The 16054-nt window shown below is 64.6% G+C and carries 19 protein-coding genes; 4 read left to right on the top strand and 15 right to left on the bottom strand.

Features of this window, described 5'->3' with window-relative positions; all coding sequences use genetic code 11:
* Positions 1–16: 16 nt before the first annotated feature.
* Together dapB and ACYVG8_RS04130 are read right to left on the bottom strand one after the other, a co-directional pair.
* Positions 17–823 carry a 4-hydroxy-tetrahydrodipicolinate reductase gene (gene dapB / locus ACYVG8_RS04135; RefSeq protein WP_036385785.1) on the bottom strand — a complete coding sequence of 269 codons (807 nt, stop codon included), beginning with the start codon at positions 821–823 and terminating at the stop codon, positions 17–19.
* A complete protein-coding gene (locus ACYVG8_RS04130; RefSeq protein WP_084300001.1) occupies positions 820–1260 on the bottom strand; it encodes an outer membrane protein assembly factor BamE in 441 nt (146 codons plus the stop codon). Before ACYVG8_RS04130 ends, dapB begins: the two co-directional genes overlap by 4 nt.
* A 92-nt stretch (positions 1261–1352) precedes the next feature.
* On the opposite strand from ACYVG8_RS04130, the gene fur reads away from it, so the two are divergent.
* Genes fur through ACYVG8_RS04115 form a run of 3 tightly spaced genes read left to right on the top strand, consistent with a single transcriptional unit; the run spans position 1353 to position 3218 of the window.
* Positions 1353–1793, top strand: a complete 441-nt coding sequence (fur, locus tag ACYVG8_RS04125) for a ferric iron uptake transcriptional regulator (protein ID WP_199489846.1) — start codon at positions 1353–1355, stop codon at positions 1791–1793.
* Positions 1790–2494: a leucyl/phenylalanyl-tRNA--protein transferase gene (aat, locus tag ACYVG8_RS04120; RefSeq protein ID WP_028499067.1), complete on the top strand. Its 705-nt coding sequence runs from the start codon at positions 1790–1792 to the stop codon at positions 2492–2494. Before fur ends, aat begins: the two co-directional genes overlap by 4 nt.
* Positions 2478–3218, top strand: a complete 741-nt coding sequence (locus tag ACYVG8_RS04115) for an arginyltransferase (protein ID WP_028499068.1) — start codon at positions 2478–2480, stop codon at positions 3216–3218. Before aat ends, ACYVG8_RS04115 begins: the two co-directional genes overlap by 17 nt.
* Positions 3219–3247: 29 nt before the next feature.
* On the opposite strand, the gene ACYVG8_RS04110 is transcribed toward ACYVG8_RS04115, so the two are convergent.
* The 13 genes from ACYVG8_RS04110 to ACYVG8_RS04050 form a co-directional block, all read right to left on the bottom strand.
* Positions 3248–3709, bottom strand: coding sequence for an outer membrane lipoprotein (locus ACYVG8_RS04110; protein WP_028499069.1), 462 nt, complete (start codon positions 3707–3709; stop codon positions 3248–3250).
* Positions 3710–3806: 97 nt separating this feature from the next.
* Positions 3807–5108 carry a quinone-dependent dihydroorotate dehydrogenase gene (locus tag ACYVG8_RS04105; protein WP_107890015.1) on the bottom strand — a complete coding sequence of 434 codons (1302 nt, stop codon included), beginning with the start codon at positions 5106–5108 and terminating at the stop codon, positions 3807–3809.
* A gap of 75 nt (positions 5109–5183) precedes the next feature.
* A complete protein-coding gene (locus ACYVG8_RS04100; RefSeq protein ID WP_107890014.1) occupies positions 5184–5771 on the bottom strand; it encodes a malonic semialdehyde reductase in 588 nt (195 codons plus the stop codon).
* 30 nt (positions 5772–5801) lie between these two features.
* Positions 5802–6293 carry a GAF domain-containing protein gene (locus tag ACYVG8_RS04095; protein WP_107890013.1) on the bottom strand — a complete coding sequence of 164 codons (492 nt, stop codon included), beginning with the start codon at positions 6291–6293 and terminating at the stop codon, positions 5802–5804.
* Between the two features lie 138 nt (positions 6294–6431).
* Positions 6432–6740: a hypothetical protein gene (locus tag ACYVG8_RS04090; protein WP_036385788.1), complete on the bottom strand. Its 309-nt coding sequence runs from the start codon at positions 6738–6740 to the stop codon at positions 6432–6434.
* 121 nt (positions 6741–6861) lie between these two features.
* Positions 6862–7713, bottom strand: coding sequence for a class I SAM-dependent methyltransferase (locus tag ACYVG8_RS04085; protein ID WP_107890012.1), 852 nt, complete (start codon positions 7711–7713; stop codon positions 6862–6864).
* 207 nt (positions 7714–7920) lie between these two features.
* Positions 7921–8379 (bottom strand): hypothetical protein, encoded by a 459-nt coding sequence (locus tag ACYVG8_RS04080; protein ID WP_199489847.1) that lies wholly within the window; start codon positions 8377–8379, stop codon positions 7921–7923.
* Positions 8380–8534: 155 nt separating this feature from the next.
* On the bottom strand, positions 8535–9332 hold the full coding sequence (gene folE2, locus ACYVG8_RS04075; protein ID WP_107890011.1) for a GTP cyclohydrolase FolE2: 798 nt from the start codon (positions 9330–9332) through the stop codon (positions 8535–8537).
* A gap of 118 nt (positions 9333–9450) precedes the next feature.
* Positions 9451–11301, bottom strand: coding sequence for a 1-deoxy-D-xylulose-5-phosphate synthase (gene dxs / locus ACYVG8_RS04070; RefSeq protein WP_460745050.1), 1851 nt, complete (start codon positions 11299–11301; stop codon positions 9451–9453).
* A gap of 56 nt (positions 11302–11357) precedes the next feature.
* The gene (locus tag ACYVG8_RS04065) at positions 11358–12251 is read right to left on the bottom strand and encodes a polyprenyl synthetase family protein (protein WP_107890009.1); all 894 of its coding nucleotides are present in this window, start codon (positions 12249–12251) and stop codon (positions 11358–11360) included.
* Positions 12244–12474, bottom strand: a complete 231-nt coding sequence (locus tag ACYVG8_RS04060; RefSeq protein ID WP_028499076.1) for an exodeoxyribonuclease VII small subunit — start codon at positions 12472–12474, stop codon at positions 12244–12246. Before ACYVG8_RS04060 ends, ACYVG8_RS04065 begins: the two co-directional genes overlap by 8 nt.
* A 141-nt stretch (positions 12475–12615) precedes the next feature.
* Positions 12616–13827 carry an OmpP1/FadL family transporter gene (locus ACYVG8_RS04055; protein WP_159076085.1) on the bottom strand — a complete coding sequence of 404 codons (1212 nt, stop codon included), beginning with the start codon at positions 13825–13827 and terminating at the stop codon, positions 12616–12618.
* A gap of 141 nt (positions 13828–13968) precedes the next feature.
* On the bottom strand, positions 13969–14922 hold the full coding sequence (locus tag ACYVG8_RS04050; protein WP_036385831.1) for a TerC family protein: 954 nt from the start codon (positions 14920–14922) through the stop codon (positions 13969–13971).
* Positions 14923–15035: 113 nt separating this feature from the next.
* Here ACYVG8_RS04050 and ACYVG8_RS04045 point away from each other — a divergent pair, with 113 nt between their 5' ends.
* Complete coding sequence (locus ACYVG8_RS04045; RefSeq protein ID WP_107890008.1) at positions 15036–15866, top strand: SDR family NAD(P)-dependent oxidoreductase; 831 nt, start codon at positions 15036–15038, stop codon at positions 15864–15866.
* Positions 15867–16054 lie beyond the last annotated feature (188 nt).

The raw sequence follows: 16054 nt of genomic DNA, 5'->3' as shown, positions 1-16054 counted from the left end.
GGGGTCGGTCTGCCGGTCAGCGCAGGCCGAGCACGTCCTGCATGTCGTACAGGCCGCGCGGCTGCCCGGCCAGCCAGCGGGCGGCGCGAACGGCGCCGTTGGCAAAGGTCAGGCGGCTGGAGGCCTTGTGGGTGATCTCGACCCGTTCGCCGAGGGCGGCGAACAGCACGGTGTGGTCGCCGACCACGTCGCCGCCACGCACGGTGGCAAAGCCGATGGTGTTCGGGTCGCGTTCACCGGTCACGCCTTCGCGGCCGTAGACCGCGCAGGTCTTCAGGTCGCGGCCCAGTGCATTGGCCACTACCTCGCCCATGCGCAGCGCGGTGCCGGACGGGGCATCGACCTTGTAGCGATGGTGCGCTTCAAGGATTTCGACATCGAACCCCTCGTTGAGCACGCGGGCGGCGATGTCGAGCAGCTTGAAGCTCAGGTTCACGCCGACCGAGAAGTTCGGCGCGCAGACGATGCCGATCTCGGTGCCGGCCTCGGCAATCGCCGCGCGGGCCGCGTCATCGAAACCGGTGGTGCCGATGATGTGGTTCACGCCATGGCGACGGCAGGCGGCGAGGAACGCCAGCGAGCCTTCCGGGCGGGTGAAGTCGATCAGCGCATCGGCGCCGGCCAGCGCCGCGTCGACATCGCTGCCGATTGCCACGCCGGTCTGCTGGCCGATGGCCAGACCGGCGTCCTGGCCGATCAGCGGATTGCCGTCGCGTTCCAGCGCGGCGTGCAGGCGCACGCCGGGCGTGGCCAGCACGGCTTCGATCAGCGAACGACCCATGCGGCCGCCGCAACCGGCGATAACCAGCTTGATGTCGCTCATTTTGCCGTGTCCTGCGCGCTGTCGGCGGCCGGCGCCGTGGCCGGTGCTGCACCATCGGCGGCGGCCGGGATTGCGACTGCATCGATGACCTGCGGACGGCGCGGCGGGAAGCCGTCGCCTTCCCAGCGGGCGAGCAGGTCGTTCTCGAAGATGACGCTGAAGCGTTTGGCATCTTCAAGCTTGCCGGCACGGCGCAGCTGGAACTGATAGTCCCAGCGATTGGCGTGGAACATGTCGGCCAGCATCGGCGTGCCGAGGACGAAGCGGACCTGCGAACGGGTCATGCCGACCCGAAGCTTGTCGATTTCATCTTGCGTTACAACATTCCCTTGCTGAATATCAATGGTGTGCGGCTGCAGGAAGCCGGGAAGACTCTGCAGACTGCAAGCAGAGAGGAGCAGAACGGAAGCGAGAGGCGCGAGCTTAGTCTTGAACATGTCCGGGGCTGAGTTGGGCAAGGCGCGAAAAGGCTATATCATAGCTGAAAAGCGAAGAGGTACCACGTCTACACAATGAATCAGGCAGAATCATGAATCAGGCAGAACAACTGAAGAGCATCGGCCTGAAGGCCACCGGACCGCGACTCAAGATCCTCAATCTGTTCGAGTCCAGTACCCAGGGGCATTTGTCCGCCGAGGATGTTTACCGCAAATTGCTGGCCGAGCATATCGATGTCGGGCTGGCGACGGTCTACCGCGTGCTCACCCAGTTCGAGCAGGCGGGCATCCTGATGCGTCACCATTTCGAATCCGGCCGTGCCGTTTACGAGCTGAACCACGGTCATCACCACGATCATCTGGTCTGTCTCGACTGTGGCCGCGTGGTCGAATTCTTTGAACCGGAACTGGAAACCCTGCAGGACCGCATCGCCGAACGCCATGGCTTCGCCATCGAGGACCATGCGCTGTACCTGTACGCGAAGTGCCAGAAAGTTAACTGCGAACACCGCAATCTCGAAACCGAACCATGATCGCATGGCTGCGGCCCGGCGACCCGTTTCCTCCGCTCGATACCGCCATGGCGGACCCGAACGGATTGCTGGCCGCCGGGCTGGAGCTGCATCCGGCCCGTTTGCTCGACGCCTACCGCCAGGGCATCTTCCCGTGGTTTTCCGACGGCGAGCCGGTGCTGTGGTGGAGTCCGGCACCGCGCATGGTGCTGTTCACCGATGAGCTGCGGGTGACGCGCTCGCTGGCAAAGACACTGGCCCATCGTCGCTATTCGATTACCGTCGACACCGATTTCCCCCGCGTGATGCGCGAGTGCGCCGCGCCCACGCCGGCCCGCCCCAGCTCCTGGATCACCGACGACATCATTACTGCCTATACCGAATTGCACCGCATGGGCCATGCGCACTCGGTCGAGACCCGCATCGATGGCGAACTGGTTGGCGGTCTGTACGGGATCATGCTCGGACGCATGTTCTTCGGCGAATCGATGTTTTCGCGCGCCAGCGACGGGTCCAAGCTGGCCCTTGTCCATCTGGTTCGCCGTCTGGCAGCGGCCGGCGTGCCGATGATCGACTGCCAGATGAAGACCGCACACCTGGCGAGCCTGGGCGGGCGGGAAATTTCCCGCGACGCGTTCGTGGCCCGATTGAAACCGGCAGTCGACGCGCCCGCGCCGGCCGGACTGTGGAACTGGCGGCACGACAATGAGCCATCGCGATAACGACAGGATCTTCACCGTCCATTTTTATGCGACGGCACCCTATCCGTGCAGCTACCTGGACGATCGTCAGGCGCGGTCGCAGGTCGCCATCCCGTCCGAGGCGATCGATACCCGGGTGTACAGCCAGCTGGTCAAGATCGGCTTTCGCCGCAGCGGGCTGTTTACCTACCGGCCGTATTGCGACCACTGTGCGGCCTGCGTGTCGGTGCGCATCCCGGTCAGCGAGTTCGCGTCGGACCGCAGCCAGCGCCGCGCCGCCCGCCGGCACGGTGGCCTGAGTGCGCGGCTGCTGCCGCTGGGCTACGACGAGGAACACTACCAGCTGTATCAGCGCTACCAGAGCAGCCGGCATGCCGGCGGCAGCATGGCCGGGGACGACCGCAGCCAGTACACCGAATTCATTCTGAAAAGCGGCGTCGACAGCTGGCTGGCCGAATTTCGCGACAATGGCGTGCTGAAGATGGTCAGCCTGATCGACCGGCTGGACGACGGCCTGTCAGCGGTCTACACCTTCTTCGACCCGGATGACGAGAAGGCCAGCTACGGTGTCTACAACGTGCTGTGGCAGATCGGCCTGTCGGTCCGGCTGCAGCTGCCGTACCTGTACCTGGGCTACTGGGTCCGCGAGTGCCGCAAGATGGCGTACAAGACCCGCTACCAGCCGCTGGAGCGTCTGGTGGACGGGCAGTGGCGCCGCGTGGCGGCCGATGCCGGGCCGGACTGAGCCGGCGCCGGTCACCACGGCAGGGGGCGTTACAGCGGGACGACGCGGTCGGCACCGCCGCCGGACAGCACGCGCACGCGCATGCCGCTGCTGATCGGCGTATCGGCCTGCTGGACGATCGAGATCGTGCGGCCGGTATCCAGCTGCACGGTAATCTCGTAGGCGGCCTGGCCCCCCATGTTCTTCTGCGCGGCATTGGTGGCCGCGCCGCCGAGCAGTGCCCCGACAATGGCGCCGGCGGCCGCGCCGGTACCCTTGCCGACATTGCTGCCGGCCAGCCCGCCAAGGGCTGCACCACCCAGCGTGTACAGCGGATTGTTGTCGCCCTGGATACGGGCATTCTGCACCGAGACCACGGTGCCAAGCTCGACGGTCTGCACGCGCTGCGCCTGGCTGGTGGTATACAGCGACGCCGAGTTGCTGGCGCAGCCGGCCAGGGTCAGGGCGGCCACGGTCGCGACCAGTGCGGGTTTGACAAAGGTATTGAGCATCTTTGGACCTCGTGTGGACTTCATTCGCTAGTGTTTGATTTGAACATTAGCCAATCATTAAATAGCTGACCGGCTGTCGCCAGCCGGCGCCCGGGGGTCAGACCAGCCGGGAGTGGTTGCCGGATGGCTGCGATGCCGGCGCGGCGGGAGGGGCGTCCGACGGTGTGGCGGCTGGCTGGGGCGCTCCGGCATCCGCTGCCGGCGTTTCGCCGGTCGTCGCTGGTGCGCCGGCGTCGCTCGCTGCCACCTCCACGTCGCCGGTTTGCCCGGCATTGAAATCGGGGATGTCCATGCTTTCCATGCGCGGTGCCGCCTCTTCCGCTTCGGGTTCGGCCGCCTGCGACACCACGCGCTGGAACACGCGCCGGGTCGGATTCTGGTCGAAGTAATAGCGGCAGGCGTCGGCCGTATCGCCGACCAGACTCTGGCCCTTGTAGATCAGGCCGCTGTACAGCTGAAGCAGCGAGGCGCCGGCCTGGAGCTTCTCCCAGCCCTGGTCGCCACGCAGGATGCCGCCGACGCCGATGATCGGCAGCCGGCTGGCCAGGGCGGTCGCCAGTTCGGTGATGACCTCGGTGGACTTGCCGACCAGCGGCGCGCCGGACAGCCCGCCGGTCTCGGCGGCTCCGGGCAGGTGCAGTACGCCATTGCGCGACACGGTGGTATTGGTGGCGATGACGGCATCCATGCGGTGGAAGGCCAGCATGTCGGCAATCTCGCGGATGGCGATGGTGTCCAGATCCGGTGCGATCTTGATCGCCAGCGGCACATAGCGGCCGTGCTGGTCCGCCAGTTCGAGCTGGCGCATGTGCAGCGCGTTCAGCAACTGGTTCAACTGCTCGCCGCCCTGCAGGTCGCGCAGGTTCCTGGTGTTCGGCGATGAAATGTTGACCGCGACATAGCTGGCGTGCGGATAGACCTTGTTCAGGCAGATCAGGTAGTCGTCGATGGCACGGTCGTTCGGCGTGCTGGCATTCTTGCCGATATTGATGCCGAGAATGCCGCGGTAGCGGACGCGGCGCACGTTCTCGACCAGATTGTCGACGCCGAGGTTGTTGAAACCCATGCGGTTGATGATGGCTTCGGCTTCGGTCAGCCGGAACATGCGCGGGCGCGGGTTGCCCGGCTGCGGCAGCGGCGTGACCGTGCCGACCTCGATAAAGCCGAAGCCCATGCCGGCCAGTGCATCGATGTATTCGCCGTTCTTGTCCAGGCCCGCGGCCAGGCCGACCGGATTCGGGAACTTCATGCCCATGACGTCGACCGGGCAGTCCGCGACCGGCCGGTTCAGGAAGCCGTCGAGACCCCAGTTGTTCAGCGTGCGCAGGCTGTTCAGCGCCAGATGGTGGGCTTTTTCGGCATCGAGCCGGAACAGCAGTGGGCGGACGAGCTGGTACATGGGCTTACCTGAATGGAGGTGAAAGTGGCACAAAGTATACTGCAGGCCTTGCGCCCGCGGCGCACGGCCGGGGGCTCAGGCCAGCCGGCAGGCGTCGTCGAACGTCAGTCGGGGCGAGCGGGCATGCAGCTTGCCGGCCTCGCCGAAGCCGAGATTGACCAGAAAATTCGACTTCCAGCGGCCGTCGGGAAAGAACTCGGCATCCAGCGCCGCATTGTCGAAACCGGACATCGGACCGCAATCCAGCCCGAGCGCCCGCGCGGCCAGGATCAGGTAGCCGCCCTGCAGCGTGCCATTGCGGAATGCCGTGACATCGGTCAGCGGCTGGTTGCCGGCAAACCAGCTGCGGGCGTCGGCGTGCGGATACAGCCGCGGCAGCAGCTCGGTGAACTGGCTGTCATGGGCGACGATGGCCGTGACCGGCGCGGCCATGGTCTTGTCGACATTGCCGGCGGCCAGGCACGGTTTCAGCCGCGCCTTGCCTTCAGCGGACCGGACGAATACGAAGCGGGCCGGCGAGCAGTTGGCACTGGTCGGCGCATGGCGCAGCATCTCGTACAGCGAGCGCAGTACCGCGTCCGGCACCGGGCGGGGCTGCCAGTGGCTGTGCGTGCGGGCATCGACAAACAGTTGCTTCAGCGCGGTATCGGAAATCGGCGTCATGGCGGGCGGCCTTTCTGGCGGTGCGTGCGGTTACAGGGGATACGGATGCAGCCCGGTCAGCCGGGCCGACAACTGTTCCAGCGCGTCGCGGTCGATGTCGTCAAAGTGACCGATGTCGATCGCATCGACATCCAGCACCCCGGCGACCTGGCCGTCACGGTCGAAAACGGGTACCACGATCTCGGACCGGCTCAGGCTGGAGCAGGCGATATGGCCGGGAAAGGCGTCGACGTCGTCGACCACCAGAGTGCACTTGTCCCGCCACGCCGTGCCGCAGACGCCGCGGCCGAATGGAATGCGGGTGCAGGCAACCGGTCCCTGGAACGGCCCGAGCACCAGTTGCTGTCCGTCGACGCGGTAGAAGCCGACCCAGTGCCAGCCAAAAGCCTGGTGCAGGGCAGCGGCCAGATTGGCCTGGCGCGCGACGGCATCGCTTTCCTCTGCCAGGGCTTCCAGTTGCGGGAGCAGCTCGGCATAGCGGCCGCGCTTGTCGGTGGCAGTCAATATCAGGGTCTCGGTCATGATCCGGTGTCGGGATGTTGATCGGCTGATGATGACGCCGTCACCGCATTTCCGCCAGATGCAAATAAAAAACGCCCACGACGGGGCGGGCGGTGCTGACGGGGCGCGGAGGGAATGACGCGCCCCAGGGCGAAACCATCAATCCCAGTGACGGTCGTGCTTGTGTTTGTGCTTGTAGTGGCCGCGATGGTAGCCCCGGTCCGAACGGCGGTAATCGACCCGGCGTTCTTCCGGTGCGGTCACGGCCGCACCCAGGCCGCCACCGGCGGCACCACCGATGATGGCACCATTGCGGCCGCCCAGGTGCTGGCCGACGGCAGCGCCCAGGCCGCCGCCCAGTGCACCGCCAAGGGCGGCGTCCCATTCCGCGCCGCCGGCCATGGCCGGTGCCGCGATGCCGCCGGCAAGGAGAAGGGTCAGCAGAAAACGTGTGGCCGTTCGGGTCATGGTGGGTGCCTCTCTGGATGGGTATTCAATGTTGTGGATCCATTATCGGAGACAGGTGTTGCCACGCTGTTGGCATCCGTGAACCAGATGTAAATGACTGTTCAAGCAGCACAGGTACCACTCAGCCGTGGCGGGCGGTGAGGCCGTACATCAGCGGCAGCGTCGGCAGGTGGGCTGGCGGCGCCATACGCCGGCCTTCGAGCTCGCGCATGTCATCGAAGCCGCGCCAGCCATTCGAATACGGATACTCGTTCAGTCGTTCGATGCGCAGCCCGGCCGCGATCAGCGCGCTGACTACCTCGGCGATGCCCCAGCTGAATTCATGGCTCGGGTGCGGATTGTTGAACTGCACGATACCCGGCTGATAGTCGACCGGTGCCAGTCCCTTGCCCGAGTCGGCGACATAATCACCGACGCCATCCTCCTCGGTAACCGGTCCGGCATGGAAATAGTCGTAATGAGGTGTCCAGTGCGGGTCGAACACCATCGCGTACGGGTGAAATTCGACCAGGGTGAAGTGACCGCCGGGTTTGAGCACGCCGGCAATGCCGCGCGCCCAGGTCCCGAGATCGGACAGCCAGCACAGCGCACCATAGGACGCGAACACCCGGTCGAAGCGGCGGCCGTCATGGATCGCGGCATCGAACCAGTCGAACAGGTCGGCGCGCTCGAAGCGGGCCGGGATGCCGCTGTCGCGTGCCAACTGGCTGGCGAAGTCGATCGCCTCGTCGGCAATATCGACACCGGTCACGCGGGCGCCGAGCCGGGCGAGGCTGAGACTGTCCTGTCCGGCATTGCATTGCAGGTGCAGCAGCTCCAGTCCGGCGATATCGCCGAGCAGTTCACATTCTTCGGGGAACAGCGTCGAGCCGCCAGCGCGGAAGAAGGCGGCCTGGTCGCCCTTGTGGCTGTTGTGGGCCACTGTGGCGGCGTTCCACGACAGCCGGTTCGCCTCGTGCAGGTCTTTGTGCATCAGGGTGCTCCGGGATTTGCCCCGAAGGGGCCGGGGCCGCATGCTACCTCGTCATCACGGCTGACGACAGTGGCGGGCCTCCCGGCCGATCCGCTCTCTGCATGGCATCGTATCCCTCTATCGATCTGCGCCAGTTGAAGGCCTTGCCACCTGCTGAATGTGACTGCGGCCGGACGTGGGTAGCGTCCGGCCGCAGAAAATCATGAATCAGTCGTGACGCCAGCCGTCGCCGCGACCCCGGTCCCAACCGCGGTCATGCCGGTCCCAGCCGCGGTCATGACGGTCCCATCCCCGGTCGCGCCGGTCCCAGCGGTCATGGTCGTAGCGCCAGTCTCCGCGTGGCGGCCCAGGGCGATAGACCGGCCGGTTCCAGCCGTTATGCCAGCCGTTGTCGTAACGTGGCGGCGGGCGGCGATAGTCATCATCGCGATAGCCGATATAGCGGACATCTTCACGCGGGGTGGCCACCGCCGCGCCGAGCGCGCCACCGAGCGCACCGCCGATAATGGCCCCGTCGCTGCCGCCGGCCTGGCCACCGATGGCCGCGCCAAGACCACCGCCGAGTGCGCCGCCCAGTGCGCTGTTGAATTGCCCGTCGGCGAACGCCGGGGCGGTCGCGCCCATCAGCAGGGCGACGACGGAAAGCGATCGTAAGATCCGTGACATGATGCTGGCCTCTTGCAGCAGGGGGTGACACGGTCATTATTGATGCCAGCTATTGCTGATCTATTGTGCCGGGATACCCAGTTGTAATTGTCTGTATCGGGCAATGAAAAACGGACACGCGAGGTGTCCGTTTCCGGCTTGCGGGACTGTGCGAATCAGCCCTGCACGCGCTTGTCGCGCTCAATCAGCGCATAGGCCGAGTGATTGTGGATCGACTCGAAATTCTCGCTTTCCACTACATAGGCATCGATGCGCGGATCACTGTGGACCGCGGCGGCGACATCGCGCACCAGATCCTCGACGAACTTCGGGTTGTCGTAAGCGCGCTCGGTCACGTACTTCTCGTCCGGGCGCTTCAGCAGGCCGTACAGTTCGCACGACGCCTGGCTTTCGGCGATCGCGACCAGCTCCTCGATCCACACATGGGCATTGGTGGTGGCGGTGATGGTGATGTGCGAACGCTGGTTGTGTGCGCCGCGCTCGGAAATCTTTTTCGAACACGGGCACAGACTGGTGACCGGTACCAGTGCCTTCATGGTGAACGAATACTTGCCGCCGCGCAGTTCGCCGACATAGGTGATGTCGTAATCGAGCAGACTCTTTACCCCGGAAACCGGCGCGGTCTTGTCGATGAAGTACGGGAAACTCATTTCCAGATAACCGGATTCGGCTTCGAGCCGTTCGCACATGTCGCGCACGATGGACTCGAAATTCTCCACCGAGATCTCGCGCTCATGCATATTGAGGATCTCGACGAAACGTGACATGTGCGTGCCCTTGAAATTGTGCGGCAGATGCACGTACATGTTGAACACGCCAATGGTGTGCTGGACCCCGCCCGCCCGGTCGGCGACGCGAACCGGATGGCGGATCGACTTGATGCCGACCTTGTTGATGGCGATATTGCGGGTATCGGGCGTGCTTTGCACGTCGGGAATGGCGGCAGAGGTCATCGGAAAATTCTGAATCCTGATGCAGATCAAGTTCGGAATTATATCGGCCGCCAATACCCGAGTAAAGAAGTCGGACATCGCGCGTCACGGCCGTCCAGGCCGTGACGCCGGGAAGCGCTTACAGGGCGAACCGGGCGCGAATCGACCGTTCAATGCCGGCAGCATCGAGCCCGCATTCGGCCAGCAGCAGCGCCGGATCGCCATGCTCGACGAAATGGTCGGGCAGGCCGAGCTGCAGTACCGGCCGGTCGATGCCGGCTTCGGCCAGCGCTTCGAGCACGGCGCTGCCGGCGCCACCCATGATCTCGTTCTCCTCGATGGTGACCAGCCAGTCGTGGCTGTCCGCCAGCGAACGCAGCAGTTCGCGGTCAAGCGGCTTGACGAAGCGCATGTCGGCCACGGTGGCATCCAGTGCTTCGGCCGCGGCCAGCGCCGGCTGCACCATGCTGCCGAAGGCACAGATCGCGATCCGCTTGCCCTGACGCCGTACCACGCCACGGCCGAGCGGCAGCGGGTGCATGTCGGTCTCGATGGCAGCGTTGGGGCCGCTGCCGCGCGGATAGCGCACGGCACTGGGGCCATCGTGCAGGAAGGCGGTATACAGCATCTGCCGGCATTCGTTCTCGTCCGACGGTGCCAGCACGATCAGGTTCGGGATGCAGCGCAGATAGGACAGGTCGAACGCACCGGCGTGGGTCGGGCCGTCGGCGCCGACCAGGCCGGCACGGTCGATGGCGAACATGACCGGCAGGTTCTGGATTGCCACATCGTGAATCAGCTGATCATAGGCGCGCTGCAGGAAGGTCGAATAGATGGCGACCACCGGCTTGCGCCCTTCACAGGCCAGTCCGGCGGCAAAAGTCACCGCGTGCTGTTCGGCAATGCCGACGTCGAAGTAGCGTGTCGGGTGCTCCTTTTCGAAGCGGACCATGCCCGAGCCTTCGCGCATCGCCGGCGTGATGCCGACCAGCCGCTCGTCGAGCGTGGCCATGTCGCACAGCCAGTCGCCGAACACCTGGGTATAGGTCGGCTTGCCGCCGCCGGTCTTGCCGGCCGGCAGCCCGTCCTGCGGGCTGAACCTGGAAACGCCGTGGTAGGCGATCGGATCGTTCTCGGCCAGCTTGTAGCCGTGGCCCTTGCGGGTGACCACATGCAGGAACTGCGGTCCCTTGAGCTTTTTCACGTTCGACAGCGTGTCGATCAGCGTCGGCAGGTCGTGACCGTCGATCGGCCCCAGATAGTTGAAACCGAATTCCTCGAACAGCGTGCCCGGCGTAATCAGGCTTTTCAGCTGCTCTTCCGCCTTGTGCGCCAGCTTCTGCAGCGGCGGGGCGATGCCGAGCACCTTGTTCGAGCCTTCCTTCATCGTCGCGTAGAAGCGGCCGCTCATCAGCTTGGTCAGATAATGGTTCAGCGCGCCGACATTCGGCGAAATCGACATGTCGTTGTCGTTGAGGATCACCAGCAGGTCGGTATCCATCGCCCCGGCATTGTTCAGTGCCTCGAACGCCTGACCGGCCGTCATTGCACCATCGCCGATCACGGCAACCACGCGCCGGCCGGAACCGGTCAGTTTGGCCGCGGCGGCCATGCCGAGCGCCGCACCGATCGAGGTCGAGGAATGGCCGACGCCAAAAGTGTCGTATTCGGATTCTTCGCGCTTGGGGAAACCGGCCAGACCGCCTTTCTGGCGCATGGTGCCCATGCGCTCACGGCGACCGGTCAGGATCTTGTGCGGATAGGTTTGATGGCCGACATCCCAGACCAGACGGTCTTCCGGCGTGTTGTACAGGTAGTGCAGGGCGATGGTCAGTTCGATCGAGCCCAGATTGGACGCGAAATGCCCCCCGGTCCGGCTGACCGATTCGACCAGGAAGTCGCGAAGTTCTTCGGCAAGCTGGGGCAGCTGCTTGCGATCGAGCCGTCTGAGATCGGCCGGGGTCTGAATGGTGTCGAGCAGCGCAGTCATGTTGCTATCGGTATGAAGGCCGACGGCAAGGCCGCCGGCTCGGGTTGGCAGACGAGTCAGAACGAACGCACGACAATATAGTCGGCCAGTTCGCCCAGGCGCCGCGCGCGATCGCCGAACGGGGCGAGGGCGGCGAGGGCGTCGGCGTGCAGCGCACGCGCATAGGCTTTCGCTTCGCCCAGTCCCATCAGGCTGACATAGGTCGGTTTGTCATGGGCGGCATCCTTGCCGGCGGTCTTGCCGAGTGTCGCCGCATCGCCCTCGCAGTCGAGAACGTCATCGATGACCTGGAAGGCGAGACCGATGCGCTTGGCGTAGGCGTCCAGTGCATCGAGCATGGCGCGGTCGGCCTGTCCGGCATGGGCGCCGAGCAGCACGGCGGCCCGGATCAGCGCGCCGGTCTTCAGGCAGTGCATGTACTCGAGTTCGGTCTGCTCCAGCGGCTGGCCGACCGATGCCAGGTCAATGGCCTGGCCGCCGCACATGCCGGCCGCGCCGCTGGCGCGGGCGAGGCATTGCAGCATCTGCAACTGGCGGCCGGCCGGGACATCGTCCAGCGGGGCCGACAGCGCATCGAAAGCCAGCGTCTGCAGCGCGTCGCCGGCCAGCAGCGCTGTGGCTTCGCCATGAGCGACATGACAGGTCGGCTTGCCGCGACGCAGCACATCGTCATCCATGCACGGCAGGTCGTCGTGCACGAGGGAATAGGCGTGGACCAGTTCGACCGCGCAGGCGGCCGCATCGAGGGCCGGCCATGGCGCCTTTGCCAGCTCGCCGGCGGCGAATACCAGCAGCGGACGCACACGCTTGCCACCGCCGAGCACGGCGTAACGCATCGCGGCCGACAGATCGCGGGCGCTATGGTCGAGACCGGGCAGACGGGCGTCCAGCGCCGTTTCCGTGCGCTGCTGCATGGCCTGCATCCAGCCAGCCAGTCCGGTATCAGTCATTGCCGGGCTCCAGCGGGCGCAGCACGCCGTTCTCCAGCACTTTCAGTTGCTGCTCGGCGTCGGTCAGCCGGCTCTGGCAGAACGACAGCAGCTCGCTGCCCTGCTTGTATGCGGACAGCGCGCCGTCCAGCGGCAGCTCACCGCTTTCCAGTTCGCGGATCAGCCCTTCGAGCTGGGCGACGGCTTCTTCGAAACTGGCGGGGGATTTGGCAGTCTTGACCATGATGTCTGCTGTGAACAAAACGACGGAATTGTAACGAGAAACGCCAGGCTGCGGCCAGATAAGCCGCCAATGAATATCGATGGCGCAAAAAAACCGCCGCCGTCCGGTGGTTCCGGTCGGTCGGCGGCAGGCAGCGCCGGTTCAGAACCGGTACTGGTACTGGAGGCCGAACAGGTCGCCGGCCAGCGAGTATTCGCCATCCAGCGTCGACCCGCCCACCTTGTGCCGGCTGGCGCGGTCGCCGACGCTGAACAGGTGCGCATAGGCAAAATCCAGCGTCGAATGGGCATCGAGTCGCCAGCTGGCGCCGAGCGAGGTCCACAGCCGGTCCGAGTCGGGAATGATCGGTGTACGGTCCTCGGCGCGCTTGATCGGCGTGGTCTCGTAGGCGAGACCGCCGCGGAAGGTCCACTGGTCATCATGGCGATAGTCCGTGCCGAGCGAGAAATACCACGAGTCACCCCAGTTCTGCGGCAGGCTGATCGGCAGACCGTTGCTGTCGGGGTGGATGTCGATCGACTGCAGCCGCGACCAGTTGCTCCAGCGGACACTGCCGGTGACCGACCAGCGATCGTCAAGGCGCTGGAGACCGGTCAGTTCGACCGACTCCGGCACCGTCACGTCGGCGTGGACGCCGTAACCGAGCTTGCCGACATGGGCATCGCCGGTTTCATGGTGATCGATTTTCGAGCGGTACGACAGGCCGATGCGGGTATTCGCGCCCGGCGTCAGCATCACGCCGGCATTGTAGCCATAGTCCCAGCCATCGGCGTCGACCTGGGTATCGACCACATTCATCGCCCGGGCGCTGAACTTGGCCCGCGCATACTGGGCCGATACGCCGGCGCCGACGCTGAGCCAGTCATTGACCCGATAGGCGAGCGACGGATTGATGTCGATGGTGACAATGGAGCTCTTGTAACCGTGATCGGCACCGGCCCAGCGACTGCCATAGTCGGTCTTCAGTCCGTACGGGGCGGTGATGGCCAGACCGAGGCGCAGGCGATCGGTCGGCGAGGCAACCAGATAGGCATTGGGAATGCCGGCCCAGCCGCTGCCGTTGCCATGGACCGGGCGGCCGTTCTCGGTGCCGTCAAAACTCGGGCGCACATTGACGGCGACCACACCGGCCTGAACCGACGTGCCGCTGTTCAGCGTCATGCCGGCGGGGTTGTAGAACGCGGCCGACAGGTCGTCGCCGACGATGCCGGCACCGGCGTAGGCGCGTCCCAGCGCCGTGACGCTCTGCTCCGACAGCTGGAAACCGGCAGCGGAGGCGCCGCCAGCCGCCAGGGCCAGCGCCAGTGCGGACAGGGCGGAAGGGAAGGACGGCTTGTTGATGCTCAAACGCAAAATGAAACTCCACGGGATGAAATGAAAAACGACCTGCCATGGCAGGTCGTTTCAGCATTGTGGAGTTTACACTCTAGACCGGTAGTGGCATTTCACTGAAACGACACTTTCGCCGGTGAAATAACCGGAATGCGACATTTTTTACTGGTTCTTGCGCGTGGACAGCAGCGACAGCACGATGGACGTGGTAATCACCGCAAACACCACCGTCAGCGAAATGACGGTCGGAATCTTGTACACGTGCAGCAGCAGCATCTTCGTGCCGATAAAGGTCAGCACCACCGCCAGCCCGTACTTCAGCAGGTGGAAGCGGTCGGCCACATCCGCCAGCAGGAAATACATCGCCCGCAGGCCGAGGATGGCGAAGATGTTCGACGTCATGACGATGAACGGGTCCAGCGTCACCGCGAAGATGGCCGGGATGCTGTCGACAGCGAACACCACGTCGGACACTTCGATCATGGTCAGCACCAGGAACATTGGCGTTGCCCACAGGATGCCGCCCTTGCGGACAAAGAAGTGCTCGCCATGGAAGTCCTTGGTCATGCGCAGATGGCCGCGCAGCCATTTGACCAGCCGGTTGTTGCCGAGATCATCCCCGGCTTCCTTCTCCGGCATCATCATCTTGATCCCGGTGAAGATCAGGAAGGCGCCGAACAGGTACAGCACCCACTCGAAGCGGGCGACCAGCGCTGCCCCGACCACGATCATGATCGCGCGCATGACCACCGCGCCCAGCACGCCGTACAGCAGGACGCGGCGCTGGTATTCGACCGGTACCTTGAAATAGCCGAAGATCAGCAGGAACACGAAGATATTGTCGACGGCCAGCGATTTCTCGATCAGGTAGCCGGTCAGGAATTCCAGCGCCTTCTGGTCGGCCAGGGCCGAGCGGGCCATCTCGTCCAGCCCGCTGCTGACATCCGACTTGATGTGCCACCACAGCCACAGATTGAACAGCATGGCGATGGAAACCCAGACGGCAGTCCAGCCGAGCGCTTCCTTCACGCCAACTTTGTGATCACCTTTTTTGTTCAGGGCGATGATGTCGATGGCGATCATCGCGATGACGGCGCTGAAGAAGCCGACGTACATCAGGGGGGTGCCAATGGAATGCAGGCCCAAAATGGTCTCCGTGGAAAATCGGGAAGAAATGGAATACTAAGCTGTGCGTTTTAACGTTTGGCGATTAAAAAGGGCTTATCACCATGGAAACCAGATCGATCCTGATCACCGGTTGTTCGAGCGGCATCGGGCTGGCGACGGCCACCCTGCTGCACCGGCAGGGCTGGCGGGTCTTTGCTGCCGCCCGGCGCCAGCAGGACGTGGACACCCTGCTGGCATCGTTTCCGGATGCACTGTGGCTGGATGTCGATGACAGTGATTCAATCCATGCCGCGGTCACTCATATAGAGAAGGAAACCGGCGGCCGGCTGGATGCGCTGTTCAACAATGCCGGCTTCGGCCAGCCGGGGGCGGTGGAAGACGTGCCGCGCGCGGCACTGCGTGCCCAGTTCGAAACCAATCTGTTCGGCGCCTGGGAACTGACGGCCGCCGTGCTGCCCCTGATGCGGCGGCAGGGGCGGGGGCGGATCCTGTTCAACTCGTCGGTGCTCGGCTTTGCCGCCATGCGCTGGCGGGGGGCGTACAACGCCAGCAAGTTCGCCATGGAGGGCCTGGCCGATACGCTGAGGCTGGAACTCGACGGCAGCGGTATCGGGGTCAGCCTGATCGAACCCGGGCCGATTGTCAGCCGCTTCCGCCCCAATGCCCTGGTGCGCCTGCATGCAAACATCGACATGGAGCACAGTGCACATGCCGCGCGTTACCGGCAGGAGCTGGCCCGCCTCGGCAAGCCGGACGCCAGCAGCCGGATGACGCTGCCGGCCGAGGCGGTGGCGGCCGTCGTGGCGCGTTCGCTGGAGTCCCGACGGCCCAGGGCGCGCTACCGGGTCACGTTTCCGACCCATCTGTTCTGGTTCTTGTGGCATCTGCTGCCGCAGCGATGGCTTGATCGCGTGCTGATCGCTGCCGCATAGTGCATTTTAAAACAGTCAGATAGCGAATTCGTGCCAGAAAATTCGCTGCGGTCGCTTGACGGAGTCGGGGAGTGAACGTATAGTTCGCTTCCTCGCTGCACGACGCAGCGCCGGCCGAAGCAGCAAGTCGCTGATTCAGTTCGGAAAAACGCTCTTTAACAAAACAGACAACCGATAAGTGTAGGCGC

It is taken from the genome of Microvirgula curvata, from assembly GCF_054781615.1.
This window is presented reverse-complemented; position numbering and strand designations above follow the sequence as displayed.

Coding starts and splice junctions, on each gene's coding strand:
- dapB (WP_036385785.1), bottom strand. CDS start 823: ATGAGCGACATCAAGCTGGTTATCGCCGGTTGCGGCGGCCGCATGGGT.
- ACYVG8_RS04130 (WP_084300001.1), bottom strand. CDS start 1,260: ATGTTCAAGACTAAGCTCGCGCCTCTCGCTTCCGTTCTGCTCCTCTCT.
- fur (WP_199489846.1), top strand. CDS start 1,353: ATGAATCAGGCAGAACAACTGAAGAGCATCGGCCTGAAGGCCACCGGA.
- aat (WP_028499067.1), top strand. CDS start 1,790: ATGATCGCATGGCTGCGGCCCGGCGACCCGTTTCCTCCGCTCGATACC.
- ACYVG8_RS04115 (WP_028499068.1), top strand. CDS start 2,478: ATGAGCCATCGCGATAACGACAGGATCTTCACCGTCCATTTTTATGCG.
- ACYVG8_RS04110 (WP_028499069.1), bottom strand. CDS start 3,709: ATGCTCAATACCTTTGTCAAACCCGCACTGGTCGCGACCGTGGCCGCC.
- ACYVG8_RS04105 (WP_107890015.1), bottom strand. CDS start 5,108: ATGTACCAGCTCGTCCGCCCACTGCTGTTCCGGCTCGATGCCGAAAAA.
- ACYVG8_RS04100 (WP_107890014.1), bottom strand. CDS start 5,771: ATGACGCCGATTTCCGATACCGCGCTGAAGCAACTGTTTGTCGATGCC.
- ACYVG8_RS04095 (WP_107890013.1), bottom strand. CDS start 6,293: ATGACCGAGACCCTGATATTGACTGCCACCGACAAGCGCGGCCGCTAT.
- ACYVG8_RS04090 (WP_036385788.1), bottom strand. CDS start 6,740: ATGACCCGAACGGCCACACGTTTTCTGCTGACCCTTCTCCTTGCCGGC.
- ACYVG8_RS04085 (WP_107890012.1), bottom strand. CDS start 7,713: ATGCACAAAGACCTGCACGAGGCGAACCGGCTGTCGTGGAACGCCGCC.
- ACYVG8_RS04080 (WP_199489847.1), bottom strand. CDS start 8,379: ATGTCACGGATCTTACGATCGCTTTCCGTCGTCGCCCTGCTGATGGGC.
- folE2 (WP_107890011.1), bottom strand. CDS start 9,332: ATGACCTCTGCCGCCATTCCCGACGTGCAAAGCACGCCCGATACCCGC.
- dxs (WP_460745050.1), bottom strand. CDS start 11,301: ATGACTGCGCTGCTCGACACCATTCAGACCCCGGCCGATCTCAGACGG.
- ACYVG8_RS04065 (WP_107890009.1), bottom strand. CDS start 12,251: ATGACTGATACCGGACTGGCTGGCTGGATGCAGGCCATGCAGCAGCGC.
- ACYVG8_RS04060 (WP_028499076.1), bottom strand. CDS start 12,474: ATGGTCAAGACTGCCAAATCCCCCGCCAGTTTCGAAGAAGCCGTCGCC.
- ACYVG8_RS04050 (WP_036385831.1), bottom strand. CDS start 14,922: ATGTACGTCGGCTTCTTCAGCGCCGTCATCGCGATGATCGCCATCGAC.
- ACYVG8_RS04045 (WP_107890008.1), top strand. CDS start 15,036: ATGGAAACCAGATCGATCCTGATCACCGGTTGTTCGAGCGGCATCGGG.